This is a genomic window from Actinoalloteichus caeruleus DSM 43889, from assembly GCF_000429185.2.
Lineage (GTDB): Bacteria > Actinomycetota > Actinomycetes > Mycobacteriales > Pseudonocardiaceae > Actinoalloteichus_B > Actinoalloteichus_B caeruleus.
Genome location: NZ_AUBJ02000001.1, coordinates 4,548,023 through 4,563,588, shown reverse-complemented (window position 1 = coordinate 4,563,588; position 15,566 = coordinate 4,548,023). Strand labels below are relative to the sequence as shown.

10 protein-coding genes and 1 pseudogene are annotated in these 15,566 nt (G+C 70.6%); 1 reads left to right on the top strand and 10 read right to left on the bottom strand.

The annotated features are described in order from the left end of the window. The first annotated feature begins 276 nt into the window (after window positions 1-276). A complete protein-coding gene (gene rarD / locus G443_RS18280) occupies window positions 277-1,254 on the top strand; it encodes an EamA family transporter RarD (RefSeq protein ID WP_026419556.1) in 978 nt (325 codons plus the stop codon). A 750-nt stretch (window positions 1,255-2,004) separates the two neighbouring features. Here the strand turns inward: rarD and G443_RS18275 are convergent. The 10 genes and pseudogenes from G443_RS18275 to nuoF all read right to left on the bottom strand — a co-directional run bounded on the left by G443_RS18275 (window position 2,005) and on the right by nuoF (window position 15,564). Continuing rightward, the gene (locus G443_RS18275) at window positions 2,005-3,024 is read right to left on the bottom strand and encodes a polyprenyl synthetase family protein (protein ID WP_026419558.1); all 1,020 of its coding nucleotides are present in this window, start codon (window positions 3,022-3,024) and stop codon (window positions 2,005-2,007) included. A 34-nt stretch (window positions 3,025-3,058) separates the two neighbouring features. Then, the gene (gene nuoN, locus G443_RS18270) at window positions 3,059-4,645 is read right to left on the bottom strand and encodes an NADH-quinone oxidoreductase subunit NuoN (RefSeq protein ID WP_051314138.1); all 1,587 of its coding nucleotides are present in this window, start codon (window positions 4,643-4,645) and stop codon (window positions 3,059-3,061) included. A 22-nt stretch (window positions 4,646-4,667) separates the two neighbouring features. Continuing rightward, window positions 4,668-6,257 carry an NADH-quinone oxidoreductase subunit M gene (locus G443_RS18265; RefSeq protein ID WP_245588862.1) on the bottom strand — a complete coding sequence of 530 codons (1,590 nt, stop codon included), beginning with the start codon at window positions 6,255-6,257 and terminating at the stop codon, window positions 4,668-4,670. 142 nt (window positions 6,258-6,399) lie between these two features. After that, the gene (gene nuoL, locus G443_RS18260; RefSeq protein WP_026419561.1) at window positions 6,400-8,382 is read right to left on the bottom strand and encodes an NADH-quinone oxidoreductase subunit L; all 1,983 of its coding nucleotides are present in this window, start codon (window positions 8,380-8,382) and stop codon (window positions 6,400-6,402) included. A gap of 10 nt (window positions 8,383-8,392) precedes the next feature. Further along, the gene (gene nuoK, locus G443_RS18255; protein ID WP_016698086.1) at window positions 8,393-8,692 is read right to left on the bottom strand and encodes an NADH-quinone oxidoreductase subunit NuoK; all 300 of its coding nucleotides are present in this window, start codon (window positions 8,690-8,692) and stop codon (window positions 8,393-8,395) included. After that, on the bottom strand, window positions 8,689-9,702 hold the full coding sequence (locus tag G443_RS18250) for an NADH-quinone oxidoreductase subunit J (protein WP_026419562.1): 1,014 nt from the start codon (window positions 9,700-9,702) through the stop codon (window positions 8,689-8,691). The genes nuoK and G443_RS18250 overlap by 4 nt, the downstream gene beginning before the upstream one ends. Next, the gene (gene nuoI / locus G443_RS18245) at window positions 9,699-10,265 is read right to left on the bottom strand and encodes an NADH-quinone oxidoreductase subunit NuoI (protein ID WP_026419563.1); all 567 of its coding nucleotides are present in this window, start codon (window positions 10,263-10,265) and stop codon (window positions 9,699-9,701) included. The genes G443_RS18250 and nuoI overlap by 4 nt, the downstream gene beginning before the upstream one ends. After that, window positions 10,252-11,685, bottom strand: coding sequence for an NADH-quinone oxidoreductase subunit NuoH (gene nuoH, locus G443_RS18240; RefSeq protein WP_081715545.1), 1,434 nt, complete (start codon window positions 11,683-11,685; stop codon window positions 10,252-10,254). The genes nuoI and nuoH overlap by 14 nt, the downstream gene beginning before the upstream one ends. Next, window positions 11,682-14,236: pseudogene (locus tag G443_RS18235) on the bottom strand (NADH-quinone oxidoreductase subunit G). Before G443_RS18235 ends, nuoH begins: the two are co-directional and overlap by 4 nt. Further along, window positions 14,236-15,564, bottom strand: coding sequence for an NADH-quinone oxidoreductase subunit NuoF (gene nuoF, locus G443_RS18230; protein ID WP_026419565.1), 1,329 nt, complete (start codon window positions 15,562-15,564; stop codon window positions 14,236-14,238). Before nuoF ends, G443_RS18235 begins: the two are co-directional and overlap by 1 nt. Between the last annotated feature and the right edge of the window lie 2 nt (window positions 15,565-15,566).

The window sequence follows — 15,566 nt, the reverse complement described above, 5'->3', positions numbered from 1 at the left end:
CTCCACGTGTTCGGCCCACGTCGACGGCGGCTCCGCGCGTCCGACGGCCCCTCGAACCGGACACCCGGCGGTCGGACAGCGACGGCCACGTTGGCGGGACCCGAACCCGCAAGGCCCCGCATACGCTACCCAACGCGCAGTTGATCTCACTCGAAGGTGTGAGTTGTGCACCAGTGAGTAGGCAATTCACCGGAAACTCCACCTCAGGCGCACTCACGTCGTCGTGTCTCCCACCGGAACGAGCGCTGCCCCTTCCTCCAGGCGTATGTTGGCGCGGTGTCAGCGAGCATCGTGGAGGGTGGAACGCGGGCCGAGGACAGCGGCGGTCGCGGCGGTGGCGACGGAACGGTCCGCAGCGGCACGCTCTTCGGGGTCGCCGCATACCTGGTCTGGGGGGTCCTCCCCGCCTTCTGGGCACTCCTCGCCGCCGCGGGCTCCCTCGAGGTGCTCGCCCACCGCCTCCTGTGGACCTTCGTGATGCTCGGCGGGGCCGGCCTCGTCTTCGGGTGGTGGCGGCCGCTGCGGACGCTCCCCCCGCGACAGTGGGCGATGGTCCTGGGAGCGAGCGCCCTCATCACCGTGAACTGGGGGCTGTACGTCATCGGTGTCCAGTCCGGGCAGACGGTCGACGTCTCCCTCGGCTACTTCATCAACCCGTTGGTGAGCGTGCTGTTGGGGATGGCCGTGCTCCGGGAACGCCTGCGGCCCGGCCAGTGGGTGGCGTTGGCCATCGGGTTCTGCGCGGTCCTCGTGCTGACCGTCGACTACGGCCAGCCCCCGGTGCTGGCCGTCAGCCTGGCGATCACCTTCGGCCTCTACGGGCTGCTGAAGAAGACCGTCACGCTCGGGGCCGCGACGAGCGTGATGACGGAGAGCGCGCTGATGGCGCCGCTGGCGCTCGGATTCCTGGTGTGGGCCCAACTCGCCGGCGTGGCGACGTTCGTCGGCGAGGGGGTGGGCCACGCCCTGCTGCTGGTGCTCGCGGGCCCGGCCACCGCCGTGCCGCTGTTGCTGTTCAACGGGGCGGCCCGCCGCATCCCGCTCACCCTGCTGGGGATGCTCCAGTACCTGGCGCCGACCCTGATGCTCGTCTACGGTCTCGTCGTCGACGGCGAACCGATGTCCGCGGCGCGCTGGTCGGGCTTCGGCATCGTGTGGCTGGCGCTCCTGGTGTTCACGGTGGACAGCCTGCTGTCCTCGCGTCGGACCAGGAGGAGGAACCGGGCGGCAACGGCTGCGCTCCCACCGGTGTGAGCGGTCGGCCCCGGACTGCGCCCGACCCTCCCGACCCGGTCCCGTGTGTGGGAACGGTCACCTCGACGGGCGCGGGGATCCGAGCCGGCGGCCACGACGACGTGTCGGGAGGCCGGGCGCTGCAGGGGAATCCTCGGACCCGCCGGCGGATGCCCGCTGGTCCGTCGCTCGCGGGCCCCGCCCGGCGGCGTCCGGTGTGCCGGCACCGCGGGGCGACCACGTCGGCCGACGACGTCCTGGGAACGGTGGTCAGGGCCCGGGACCTCGTGCTCGACGGCCGCTCCCCGGTCTGGTGCGTCGGGCGCGTGCGCCCCAGATCGAGCTGAGCCGACCCTCCGTCCCACCGCGCGGGAGACGTCGCGGTGTCGACGGCCCGCCCAGACCACCGGAGGTCGCACGCCGTTCCCGAGTGGCGGACGCCGGCCCGCCAACGGGCAACGCCGAGCGGGCACCCGCGGCGGCCCCGGCAGGGACGTCGATCGGGGCACGCCCCCGCGTGGCTCCCACCCTGGCGCGCTCGTCCCCGCTCGCACGGGCGGCGCGGGGACGTCCCTACCCCGGCGGCGAATCCTCGCCCTACCCGGCCGCGCGGCCCGAGTCGGCGCGCGGCTCCGGACCAACTACCAGCAGCGGGCGCCAGCCCCGAGGAACGGGACGTCGACGGCCCGTCCGGAACTCCCGCCCCGGGGACGGAGGAGGCGGCTCCAACGCCGTCCGGGGCCCGGCCATGTCACGTGCCGCCCTGCCGGGTCAGGTCGTTCGCGCCTGCATGTAGTCGATGAGGTCGCCCAGCGCGTCGTTCGCCGCCCCATTCGGCAGCGTGTCCAGCTGGGCACGGGCCTGGCGCGCGTAGTCGGCGAGGGTTTCCCGGGCCTTGCGCAGGCCGTCCGAGGCGCGGAGCAGCTCCAACGCCTCGGCCACCTGGCGGTCGTCGGTCAGCGGGCCCCGCAACAGCTCCGTCAACCGACCCTGGCCGTTCTCGTCGCCCAGGGCGTAGAGCATCGGCAGGGTGAGCACGCCCTCCCGCAGGTCCGTACCGGGCGTCTTCCCCGACTCGGTCGCCGGAGAGTCGATGTCGATCACGTCATCGGAGATCTGGAACATGCTGCCGACGAGCTCGCCCAACCGGCGCAGCGCCCGGACCTCGGCCTCGGCGGCACCGGAGAGCATCCCCCCGTACTGCCCCGAGGTCGCGATCAGCGACCCCGTCTTCTCGGCGATGACCGTGAGGTAGTGCGAGACCCGGTCCGCCCCGGCGGCGGGCCCCGTGCTCTCCCGCATCTGCCCGGTGACCAGCTCCCCGAAAGTCGAGGCGATGATCCTCGCCGCCTCGACCCCGAGGTCGGCGACCAGGTAGGAGGCCCTGGCGAACAGGAAGTCCCCGGTGAGGATCGCGATCGAGTTGTCCCAGCGGGCGTTGGCGCTCGGCGCCCCGCGCCGCATGCTGGCCTCGTCCATCACGTCGTCGTGGTACAGGCTCGCGAGGTGCACGAGTTCCACGGCCGCGGCGGCCTTGACCACGTCCTCGTTGATGCCCCGACCGAACTGGGCCGCCAGCAGGGTGAACAGCGGCCGGAACCGCTTGCCCCCCGCCTCGAAGAGGTGGTGCGAGGTCTCCGAGATCAGGGCGACCTCGCTGCGCAACAACTCCCGGAGGAGCGCTTCCACTTCCCGCAGCCCGGAACCCAGGGCCGAGGAAAGCCCTGGGTCCTCGATGTTCAGGGAGGAGAATCTCTCGCCGCCCGAACCGGTCCGCGCACTACTCGACACGTCAACGCCGCCTTCTCACCAGGGGCCCGCGCGCCTACGACACGAACCCGCCCACACTTGCCCAGTCCAGGGCGAACGCCGGGAGCACGCCCAGCAGGAGCGTGACCACGACCCCGAGGGTAATGGCCGCCGTGGTGAAGGCACCGGGCACACTGACCGTCGGACCGTCCTGGGCCGGCTCGCTGAAGTACATCAGGACGATGACGCGCAGGTAGAAGAAGGCCGCGATGGCGCTCGCCAGCAGGGCGACGACCACCAACGGGGCCATCCCGTCGGCGATCGCGGCGGAGAAGACCGCCAGCTTGCCCATGAAGCCACTCGTCATGGGAATCCCGGCCAGGGCCAGCAGCAGGAACGCGAAGGTCACGGCGACCAGCGGAGACCGCTTCGCGAGCCCGGCCCACTGGGACAGGTGCGTGGCCTCGCCGTTGCCGTCCCGGACCAGCGTGATGATCCCGAACGCCGCCAGCGTGGTGAAGCCGTAGGCCAGCAGGTAGAACATCGTGCCGGACAGGCCGTCCTCGGTCATCGCGATGGCTCCCACGAGCAGGAACCCGGCGTGCGCGATCGAGGAGTAGGCGATCATCCGCTTCATGTCGGTCTGGGTGAGGCCCAGCACCGCGCCGATGAGCATCGAGACGATGGCCACCGCCCACAGCACGCCACGCCACTCCCAGCTGCTCGCCTCGAACGCCAGGGTCAGCACCCGCAGGATGGCGCCGAAGGCGGCGACCTTCGTGCACGCGGCCATGAAGGCGGTCACCGGGGTTGGCGCGCCCTGGTACACGTCCGGCGTCCAGGCGTGGAACGGGCCGATGGAGGCCTTGAAGAGCAGGCCGACCACCAGCAGGCCGAAGCCGGCGTAGAGCAGGGTCTCCGGGCGGTCGGTGCCGGCGGTGGCTGCCGCGATGTCGACCAGGCGGACGGAACCCGCGTAGCCGTAGAGCAGCGCGAGACCGTAGAGGAAGAACGCCGAGGAGAACGCGCCCAGCAGGAAGTACTTGACCGCCGACTCCTGGGAGATGAGCCGCCGGCGCCGGGCCAGACCGCACATCAGGTAGAGCGGGAGGCTGAGCACCTCCAGGGCGACGAACATGGTGAGCAGGTCGTTCGCCGCGAGGAAGACCATCATGCCGCCGAGCGCGAACAGCGCGAGCGGGAACACCTCGGTCTGCCGACCGGGCGCCTGGTACTGGACGGGGTCACCCCCCGGGGCCGGCGGGACGGGGCTGGCGAAGGCCCCGCCGTCCACCGAACGGTCGGCGATCAGCAACAGCGCCCCGAAGGACAGCGCCAGCAGGGTGCCCCACAGGAACAACGCCGGGTAGTCGGCGGAGAACAACGGAACGGCCTGCCCCGCGACCGTGATGCCCCCGGTGCCGACGACGGCGTCCGAGTTCACGTAGAGGCCGAGCGCGAGACCCGCGACCACGACGGTGAGCAGCGACAGCGTGACCTGCACCGACCACCGGCGCTCCCTCGGCAGGAACGCCTCGACCAGCACGCTGAGGCAGGCGGCGACGAACACCACCACGACCGGCGAGATCGCCTGCCAGTCGATCTCCGGGATGTTCACCGCCGACTGCGCGACATCCTGGGAGCCGAGCGTGGCCTGGAACATTGGTGACAGGCTCATCCCCACGTCAGTTGCCTTCCTGCACCGGGTCCGTGACGCCGAGCTCCGTCAGCGTCGCGTCAACAGAAGGTGTGATCACGTCCAGCACCGGCTGGGGGTACACACCGAGGAACAGCACCAGCGCCACCAACGGCGCCAGCACCGCCAGCTCCCGACGACTCAGGTCCGGAACCTTGCTCGCGAGCCTGGCGGCCAGCCCCTCCGAGGACGGGTCCCCGGCCGCGCCCGGGCCGCCGGCCAGCCCCAGGACCGCGTTGCCGCGCAGCGGTCCCTGCATGACCCGCTGGTACACCCACAGCACGTACAACGCCGCCAGGATCATGCCGACCGCCGCGATCACGGTGAACACCGGCTGCGTCGGGAACGCGCCGATGAGCACCAGGAACTCGCTGACGAAGGAGTTCGTGCCCGGCAGGGCCAGCGAGGCGAGACCAGCGACGACGAACATGCCGGCGAGCACCGGCGTCAGCTTCGCCAACCCGCCGTAGTCGCTGATGTTGCGAGAGCCACCCCTGGCGATGACCATGCCGACCACCAGGAACAGCATGCCGGTGGCGATGCCGTGGTTGACCATGTACAGCACGGCGCCCGCCTGGGCCTGGCTGGTGAAGGCGAACACACCGAGGGCGATGAACCCGAAGTGCGCCACCGACGTGTAGGACACGAACCGCTTCATGTCGTCCTGGCCCACCGCGAGCAGGGCGCCGTAGATGACGCCCGCCACCGCGAGCACCAGCACCAGCGGTGCGAGCTCCCGACTGGCGTCGGGGAACATCGGCAGGCAGTACCGCAGGAAACCGTAGGTGCCGATCTTGTCCAGCACACCGACCAACAGCACCCCGACGCCGATCGGCGCCTCGGCACCGGCGTCCGGCAGCCACGTGTGCAACGGCACCAGGGGAGCCTTGATCGCGAAGGCGATGAAGAAGCCGAGGAACAACCAGATCTGGGTGCTCGTGTCCGCCGTGGACACCGTGGCGACCAGCGTCTCCCAGTCGAAGGTGCCGCTGCCGAGCTGGTTGCCGCTCACCACGTACACGCCGATCACGGAGGCCAGCATGATCAGGCCGCCGAGCAGCGAGTACAGGAAGAACTTGACCGCCGCGTACTGCCGCCGAGCCCCACCGAACCGGCCGATGAGGAAGTACATCGGCACCAGCACCGCTTCGAAGAGCACGTAGAAGAGCAGCACGTCCGTGGCGGCGAACACACCCACCATCAGCGCCTGCATCAGCAGGATCAGCGAGTAGAAACCCGCCGCGGTGCGTTCCTCGGGCAGCCGGTCGTTCCACGACCCGCCGATGACGATCGGGACCAGGATTCCGATCAACGCGATCATGACGAGCGCGATGCCGTCCACCCCGACCGCGAAGTGCACACCGAACTGCGGGATCCACTCCGCCGAGCTGCTCAGCTGGATCCGGTCACCGGCCGGGTCGTACGCCGCCCAGGCGGCGATGACCAGGGCGAGCTCGGCGATCGAGAAACCGAGCGCGACACCCTTGGCCACCCGGTCGTCGGAGCGCAGGAACGCCACGACCAGCGCGCCGAGCAGGGGCAGGAAGAGTAGCGCGAGGAGCAATACCGAACCGCTCACTGGTCCTCCCCACCGACGGGGCCGGTCCCGGCCGGCAAGCCGGCCACCGGACGCGTCGTCCTCACTGGATACCGATCGTGGGCCCGTGCGCCGGGCCGGTTGTCACCACGCATGCGTCGCTGGACGCTCCTGACTTGTCCGGTCACGTGAACCTCACCATCAGCAGCGCCGCGGTGAGCAGGACCGCTCCACCCAGGATGCTCAGCGCGTAGGACCGGACGAAACCGGTCTGGGCGCGTCGCAACCGGCCGGAGCTGCCGCCGAGCAGGGCGGCGATCCCGTTCACCAGCCCGTCGACACCCCTGTTGTCCACGTAGACGAGCGCCCTGGTGAGCCAGGTGCCCGGGCGGGCGAACAACGTCTCGTTGAGCGCGTTGCCGTAGAGGTCGGCCCGCGCCGCGCGGACCGGGAACGACACCTGGGCCGGTGCGGTGGCGGGAACCGGGCGGCGTCCCACCAGCAACCAGGCCAGCAGCACGCCGACGGCCGAGAGACCGACCACCAGGAACGGGATCACCGAGTGCGGCAACGCGCCGCCCTCGGCGTGGGCCACGGCGCCGAGCGAGGGTTCCAGCCAGCCGAGCAGGCGGTCACCCGAGTACAGCAGCACCCCGCCGAACACCGAGCCGAAGGCCAGCACGATCATCGGCACGGTCATGCTCGCCGGCGACTCGTGCGGGTGGTACTCGCGGCCGTCCGCCGACTTCTGCCCCTTCCAGCGCTTCTCGCCGAAGAAGGTCATCAGCATCAGGCGGGTCATGTAGAAGGCGGTCAGCGCGGCGCCCAGCGCGGCGGCCCCGCCGAAGACCCAGCCCCGCCAGCCCTCCTGGGCGAAGGCGGCCGCGACGATCTCGTCCTTGGAGAAGTAGCCGGAGAGGAACGGGAACCCGATCAGGGCCAGGTAGCCGAGCCCGAAGGTGACGAAGGTGATCGGCATGTGCTTCGCCAGCCCGCCGAAGCGGCGCATGTTCACCTCGTCGTTCATGCCGTGCATGACCGAACCGGCCCCGAGGAACAGCCCCGCCTTGAAGAAGCCGTGGGTGAGCAGGTGGAAGATACCGAGCGCGTACCCGGCCGGCCCCAGGCCGACGGCGAGGATCATGTAGCCGATCTGGCTCACCGTGGAGTAGGCGAGCACCTTCTTGATGTCGTCGTAGGCGCACCCGATGATCGCGCCGATCAGCAGTGTGAGCGCGCCGATGATGGTGACGACCAGGCGGCCGTCCTCGGTGAGGTTGTAGATCGGGTTGGACCGGGCGATCAGGTAGACACCGGCGGTGACCATCGTCGCCGCGTGGATGAGCGCCGACACCGGGGTCGGGCCCTCCATCGCGTCGGGGAGCCACGCCTGGAGCGGGAACTGACCGGACTTGCCGCAGGCACCCAGGAGGAGCAGCAGGGCGATCGCCAGCAGGACACCGGTCGGCATCTCGCCGGCCCTGGCGAAGACCTCCGTGTACTGGGTGGTCCCCAGCTCGGCGAACATCAGGAAGATCGCCAGCGCCAGGCCGACGTCGCCGACCCGGTTCATCAGGAAGGCCTTCTTCGCGGCGGTCGCCGCTGCTGGCCGGTGCTGCCAGAACGCGATCAGCAGGTAGGAGGCGAGGCCGACACCCTCCCAGCCCAGGTACAGCGTCACGAAGCTGTTGCCGAGCACCAGGATGAGCATGGCGCCGACGAAGAGGTTCAGGTACGCGAAGAAGCGCCGGCGCTCGGTGTTGTCCGCTCCGGTCCGGCCCGCCTGGTCGTGGCTCATGTAGCCGACGGAGTAGATGTGGATGAGCGCACCCACACCGGTGATGAGCAGGACGAACACCATGGACAGCGGGTCGATGCGCAGGCCGAACTCGACGTTCAGCGCGTTCACCGGGATCCAGTCGAACAGGTGCAGTTCCCGCACGCGTTCGTCGGCCGGCATGCCGGTCATCGACAGGAACAACGCCAGCCCGTAGACGAAGGCGGCGATGACGGTGGCGCAACCGAGCAGGTGGCCCCAGGCGTTGGTCCGCCTGCCACCCAGCAGCAGCACCGCCGCCCCGAACAGCGGCAGCGCGATCAGCAGCCAGCCGTACTCGGCCACGCCCGACGCGGCGAGCGGCTCTTGGACAGCCAGGAACGTCTCCAACGTCGACCCCTCAGTACTTCAACAGGTTGGCGTCGTCGACCGAGGCCGACCGGCGCGTCTTGAAGATCGACATGATGATCGCCAGTCCGACCACCACCTCGGCAGCCGCGACGACCATGACGAAGAAGGCCATGATCTGGCCGTCGAGCTCCCCGTTGATCCTCGCGAAGGTCACCAGCGACAGGTTGACCGCGTTGAGCATCAGCTCCACGCACATGAACACCACGATCGCGTTGCGCCGGACCAGCACGCCGACGGCTCCGATGGTGAAGAGCAGAGCCGACAGCAGCAGGTAGTACGTCGGTGTCACGCCCTACCCTCCTCTTCCCCCGTGTCGGAGCCGGTCTTCCGGTCCGTGTCCTCCGCCGCCGGGGCCTCCGGCCCCGCCGCGTCAGCCCCCGTCGGCTCCGCGTCCTCGGCGTCCGCGTCCTCCGGGGAGCCCGTCGTCAACGCGCGGGCGCCGGGTTCGCCGGCACCGCCGGCGACACTCGCCCGGTCCGCGTCGAGCGTGCGCACCGCGGTGGACTCGATGATCTCGGAGAGCGACTCCGGCGCGACCGAACCGTCGGGCAGCAGCGCCGGCACCGCGACCGAGTTGGCGGTGGCGAACACGCCGGGCCCGGGCAGTGGCGAGACCCGGGGCTTGTCACCCCGGAACCGTTCGTCGGCCTGCTCGCGCTGGGACTTGCGCGGCGGCGCCGACCGCTTGTCGGCCAGGACGAACATCAGCGCGCCCACCGTCGCGACCACCAGCAGCGCGCCGGTGAGCTCGAAGGGGAACACGTAGTCGGTGAAGAGCAGGTTGCCCAGCCCGGTCACGTTCCCGTCCTGCACGGCGTTCACCGCGCCCAACCCCGCCGACTCCACGGTGCCGAGGGACCTGGCGACCGCTCCGACCACCAGCACGGCGAAACCCACGCCGAACAGCGTCGCGAGCAGCCGTTGGCCCCGGATCACCTCGACCACGGAGTCCGCGCTGTCCCGGCCGACCAGCATCAGCACGAACAGGAACAGCATCATGATCGCGCCGGTGTACACGATGATCTGCACGATCCCGAGGAACGGGGCCTGCTGCACCATGTACACGACACCGAGCGAGAGCATGGTCAGCACCAGCCAGAGCGCGGAGTGCACCGCGTTCCGCGCGAACACCATGCCCAGCGCGCCAGCCAGGGCCAGCGGGCCGAGGATCCAGAACGCGATGGTCTCGCCGATTCCGATGACCTCGGGTCCGGACACCGGCGTACCGGCCTGGGCCAGCAGCGGGCCCGACGCGGACGCGGCCGCGCCGAGCTGACTCGCGAGTGTTGCCAGGCTCACCGCCGGGCCTCCTCAGAGCCGGTCTCCACAGTGCTTCCCTCCGGGACACCCGCCCGCCTGGCCAGCTCGGGGCCGTGGACGTAGTAGTCCTGCTCGTCCTCGCCGAGCCGCATCGGGTGCGGCGGCTGCTCCATGCCGGGCAGCAGCGGAGCGAGGAGCTGTTCCTTCGTGTAGATCAGGTCCTGGCGGTTGTCGTTGGCCAACTCGAAGTCGGTGATCATCGTCAGCGACCGGGTCGGGCAGGCCTCCACGCACAGGCCGCAGCCGATGCAACGCAGGTAGTTGATCTGGTAGTCGGCTCCGTACCGCTCGCCGGGCGAGAACCGGGCCTCCTCCGTGTTGTCCCCGCCCTCGACGAAGATGGCGTCCGCCGGGCAGGCCCACGCGCACAGCTCGCAGCCCACGCACTTCTCCAGCCCGTCCGGGTGCCGGTTGAGCTGGTGCCTGCCGTGGAAGCGGGCCGCCGGGATCTTCGGGACCTCCGGGTACTCCTCGGTGGCGACCTTCTTGAACATCGTCGAGAAGGTGACCCCGAAACCCTTGAGGGGGTCAAACAGTCCCATTGCCGTCCTCCTTCGCGGAGCTGGCACGGTCCCGCGTGTCAACTCCGGACTGACCGGCGTCGGGCCGGTCGGCTGCTGTGCCCTCGGTGTCGTCGCCGCCCGTGGGCTCGTCGTCGGCGAGCGCGGCGCCGGCCCCGAGTGCTGAGGTGCCCGCGCCGATCGCGGCGCGCTCACGGGTCTGGGTGGCCGCCGGCCGCCGCTTCGGCCGCTCGGGTACCTCCAGGTCCAGCGGCGGAACGGGGAAGTTCCCGCCGGACAACCTCGGCCCGGTCTCCTCCTCGACCCGCCGGTCGGGGATGAGGAAGGTCGCGGCGACCAGCACGACCAGGGTGATCGCGAAGGCGATCATGAACTGGGTGGTGGTGACGCCCTCGCTGCTCAACGCGCGGATCGCGGCGACCAGCACGAACCACAGCAACGCGACCGGCACGAGGACCTTCCAGCCCAGGTGCATGAACTGGTCGTAGCGGAACCGGGGGAGCGCCGCCCGGAGCCAGATGAACAGGAACAGGAAGGCGAAGGTCTTCAGGAGGAACCACAACAACGGCCACCAGCCGGTGTTGAACATGCCGTCGGCGACCGACCCCAACCCGAAGGGCGCGTGCCAGCCACCGAGGAACATCGTGGTCGCGAGCGCGGAGACCGTCGTCATGTTCACGTACTCGGCGAGGAAGAACATGGCGAACTTCAGCGACGAGTACTCGGTGTGGAAGCCACCGACCAGCTCGGACTCGGCCTCGGGGAGGTCGAAGGGCGCCCGGTTCGTCTCACCGACCATCGAGATGACGTAGATGAGGAACGGCACCGGCAGCAGGAAGACGAACCACCCCTGCTCCGCCTGGGCCGCGACGATCTGCGAGGTGTACAGCGAGCCCGAGTAGAGGACCACCGTCACGATCGCCAGTCCCATCGCGATCTCGTAGGAGATCACCTGGGCCGCGGACCGCAGCGCGCCGAGCAGCGGGTACGGCGAGCCCGAGGCCCAGCCGCCGAGCAGGATGCCGTAGACGCCGACGGAGGCGCAGGCCAGGACCACCAGGACCCCGGCTGGCACGTCGGCCAGTTGGAGGGCCGTGGTGTGGCCGAAGATGGAGACCTCGCCGCCGATCGGGATCACGGCGAAGGCGAGGAAGGCGGGGATCGCGGCGACGATCGGGGCGAGGAAGTACACCCACTTGTCCGCCAGGGCGGGCCGGATGTCCTCCTTGAACGCCAGCTTCAGCGCGTCACCGACCGACTGGAGGATGCCGAACGGGCCGGCCCGGTTGGGGCCCGGCCTGTTCTGCATCCGCCCGATGATCCGGCGTTCCGCCCAGATCATGAGGATGGTGATGACCATCAGCATGGCGAAGATCGCGACCATCTTCACGATGGTCAGCCAGATCGGGTCGTTCGCGATGAGCTCGGCCGTGGGGCTCATCGGCCTCCTCCGTTCTCGACGCCCGCGGTGCGGTTCTCGGCGCCGCTGACGGTGACCAGTGAGCCGTGGCCGGCTCCGAGAGTTCCTCGAACCCTGGACGGACCGGAGTTCGCCGGCAGCCACACCACGTCGTCGGGGAGGTCCGCGAGCTCGGCGGGCAGGGTGACCGAGCCCCGGTCCGTGCTGACCGTGACCGGATCCCCGACCGCCAGGCCGAGTCGCTCACCGGTGGCGGGCGAGAGCCGGGCGACGGTGGGACGGGCGGTGTCCGCCAGCTGCGGCTCGCCCTCCTGGAGCGAACCGCGGTCCAGCAGCTGCCGCCAGGTGGCCAGGACCGCCTGCCGCCGCCCCGGCCCCTCGGGCCGGGGGCCGGCGGAGCGCCGGCGGTCACGGTCGGCGCCGGGAGCGAGCTACCCGTGTGGGTGCCAAGGCGATCCAGGTCACCGGCCGCGGCGCTCGGGGTCTGGGTGAACAGGTCGGCGTCCATCTCGACCGCCAAGGTGTCCAGGACCCGGCAGTCGGGCAGGGCTCCGGTGCCGTCGATGGTGGTCCCGAAGGTGCGTCGGCGTCCCTCCCAGTTCAGGAAGGTCCCCGCCTTCTCCACGGTGGGCGCCACCGGGAGGACCACGTCCGCGACCCTGGTCACCGCGCTCTCGCGCAGTTCGAGGCTGACGACGAAGCCCACCTCGGCCAGCGCCCGTTCGGCGAGGGCGGGATCGGGCAGGTCGTGGGGATCGACACCGCCGACGACCAGGGCGTCGAGCTCCCCGGCCGCCGCCGCCCGCAGGATCCCGTCGGTGTCGCGGCCCGGGGTCGAGGGGAGGGTGCCGGCGTCCAGGCCCCAGGCCTGCTCGACCTCGGCCCTGGCCTCGGCGTCGGTCACCGGGCGGCCGCCTGGGAGCAGCGTGGGGACGGCACCGGCGGCGAGTGCGCCGCGCTCCCCGGCTCGGCGGGGAACCCAGGCGACCCGCGCTCCGGTGCGTTGCGCGGCACGCAGCACCGCGGAGGGCAGGCCCGGCACCTCGGCGGCGCGTTCCCCGACCAGGATCACGGCACCCGGAGCGCTCAGGGCCTCCTCGACGTCGGCCGCGTGGCGGGGCAGCGCCTCCAGGGACGCGGCCTCCCCGCCGGGGGCGCAGGCCAGCAGGCCGCCGCCCGGCAGCGCCCGCGAGGTGGCGAGCTGGGTGGTGGTCTTGGTCACCGCCGGGGAGGTCCACTGCCCCAGGTGGAAGACCTTCGTCCCACCGCGCCTCGCCGCCTTCCGCAACCGCAGGAAGACGATGGGCGCCTCCTCCTCCGGTTCGAAGGCGACGCACAGCACGGTCGGTGCCTTCTCGATGCCGGCGAAGGTCACCCCGCCGGTCTCCGGGGAGGTACCGACCACGGAGGAGGCGAGGAAGTCGAGTTCCTCGGCGGAGTGGGCCCTGGCCCGGAAGTCGATGTCGTTGGTCCCCAGCGCCACCCTGGCGAACTTCGAGTAGGCGTAGGCGTCCTCCACGGTGAGCCGGCCGCCGGTGAGCACGCCCACCCCGCGTTCCCTGGCTCGGAGCAGACCGTCCGCCGCGACCCGCAGCGCCTCGGTCCAGGAGGTGGCGCGGAGCTCACCGGTCTCGGCGTCCCGCACCATCGGCCGCTGGATCCGGTCGGCGGCGGTGGTGTAACGGAAGGCGAAGCGGCCCTTGTCGCAGAGCCACTCCTCGTTGACCTCGGGGTCGTCGCCGGCGAGCTTCCTGGTGACCTTGCCCCGGCGCCAGTCGGTGCGCTCGGCGCAGCCGGAGGAGCAGTGCTCGCAGACACCCGGGGTGGAGACCAGGTCGAACGGCCGGGCGCGGAACCGGTAGGCGGCGCTGGTGAGCGCGCCGACCGGGCAGATCTGGATGGTGTTGCCGGAGAAGTAGCTCTGCTCCCTCGGCGCGGTCCCGTCGATGTCGGCCGTCACGGCCGTCCCGACCTGCTGCTCGGCACCCCGTTCCAGCAGGTCGAGGAAGCGGTCGCCGGCGATCTCCTTGGAGAACCGGGTGCAGCGCTGGCACAGCACGCAGCGCTCCCGGTCCAGCAGGACCTGTTCGGTGACCTTGATCGGCTTGGGGAACGTCCGCTTGCGCTCCTCGAACCGGGAGTCGGTGCGACCGTGCTTGAGCGCCTGGTTCTGAAGGGGGCACTCCCCGCCCTTGTCGCAGATCGGGCAGTCCAGCGGGTGGTTGATGAGCAGGAGCTCCATCACACCCTGCTGCGCCTTGTCGGCCACGGGCGAGGTCCGCTGGGTGTTGACGACCATCCCGTCGGCCACCGTCATGGTGCAGGAGGCCTGGGGTTTGGGCATCTTCCGCCCACCCATCTCCACGTCGACCAGGCACTGGCGGCAGGCGCCAGCCGGTTCGAGGAGCGGGTGGTCGCAGAACCGGGGCACCACGATGCCCAGCCGCTCCGCCGTGCGGATCAGCAGTTCACCCTTGGGGGCGTCGACCTCGATGTCGTCGATCGTCAGCCGGACGTGGCCCTCGGGCACCGGGTTCTCCGAGCTGGGCTTCTTCTCAGGGGCAACCGTCATCAGTGCGCTCCTGCCAACGCGGCGTCGGCGGAGCGGTCCGCCTTGCCTGTCCTGTTCTTCTCGCACAGCTCGAGGAACTCGTGCTTGAAGTACTTGATGCCGCTCGTGATCGGGCTGACCGCACCGTCACCGAGCGCGCAGAACGACCGGCCGAGGATGTTGTCGCAGACGTCGAGCAGCGTGTCGATGTCGGACTCGGTCCCCTCGCCGCGCACCATCCGTTGCAGCGTCTGGGCCAGCCAGTAGGTGCCCTCCCGGCACGGGGTGCACTTGCCGCAGGACTCGTGCTTGTAGAACTCGGTCCACTTCATCACGGCCCAGGGCACGGAGACGGTCTCGTTGAAGACCTGCACCGCCGTGGTGCCCAGCATGGAACCCGCCTCGGACGCGCCCTCGAAGTCGAGCGGGACGTCGAGGTGCTCGCTGGTGAACAGCGGGGTGGAGGAGCCGCCCGGAGTCCAGAACTTGAGCGGTACCCCGTCCTTCATGCCACCGGCGAGCTCCAGCAGCTGGCGCAGCGTGGTGCCCATCGGGGCCTCGTACTGGCCGGGGCGCTCGACGTGGCCGGAGATGGAGTAGATCTTCGGACCCGGTGAGCGGTCACGTCCCATCGTCCGGAACCAGTCCGAACCGCCGTTGACGATGTAGGGAACGCTGGCGATGGTCTCGACGTTGTTCACCACGGTGGGCGAGGCGTACAGGCCGGCGGTCGCCGGGAACGGCGGCTTGAGCCTGGGCTGCCCGCGTCGCCCCTCCAGGGAGTCCAGCAGGGCGGTCTCCTCGCCGCAGATGTAGGCGCCGGCGCCGGCGTGCACGACGACGTCGAGGTCGAATCCGCTGCCCAGGATGTCCTTGCCGAGGTAGCCCGCCTCGCGTGCGTCGCGCACGGCGGCGTTCAGCCGCCGGATGCAGTGCAGCACCTCACCGCGTACGTAGATCGCCGCGAAGTTGGCCCTGATGGCGTAGGCGGTGATGATGACGCCCTCGATGAGCGAGTGCGGGTCGGCCATCATCAGGGGGATGTCCTTGCAGGTCCCCGGCTCGCCCTCGTCCGCGTTGATCACCAGGTAGTGGGGCTTGCCGTCCCCCTGGGGGATGAAGCCCCACTTCATCCCGGTCGGGAAGCCGGCACCACCCCGACCCCGCAGGCCGGAGTCCTTGATCAGCTGGATGAGCTGGTCGGGGTGCGCGCCGAGCGCGCGGCGCAGCGCCGAGTACCCCTCCAGCTGCTCGTAGGTGCGCAGGCTCCAGGACCTGGGGGAGAGCCAGCGCCGCGTCAGGACCGGGGTCAGTGGTGCCACGCCCGTGCCCGGTGTCGGTTCGCTCATCG

Coding starts and splice junctions, on each gene's coding strand:
- nuoN (WP_051314138.1), bottom strand. CDS start 4,645: ATGTTCCAGGCCACGCTCGGCTCCCAGGATGTCGCGCAGTCGGCGGTG.
- nuoF (WP_026419565.1), bottom strand. CDS start 15,564: ATGAGCGAACCGACACCGGGCACGGGCGTGGCACCACTGACCCCGGTC.
- nuoI (WP_026419563.1), bottom strand. CDS start 10,265: ATGGGACTGTTTGACCCCCTCAAGGGTTTCGGGGTCACCTTCTCGACG.
- nuoH (WP_081715545.1), bottom strand. CDS start 11,685: ATGAGCCCCACGGCCGAGCTCATCGCGAACGACCCGATCTGGCTGACC.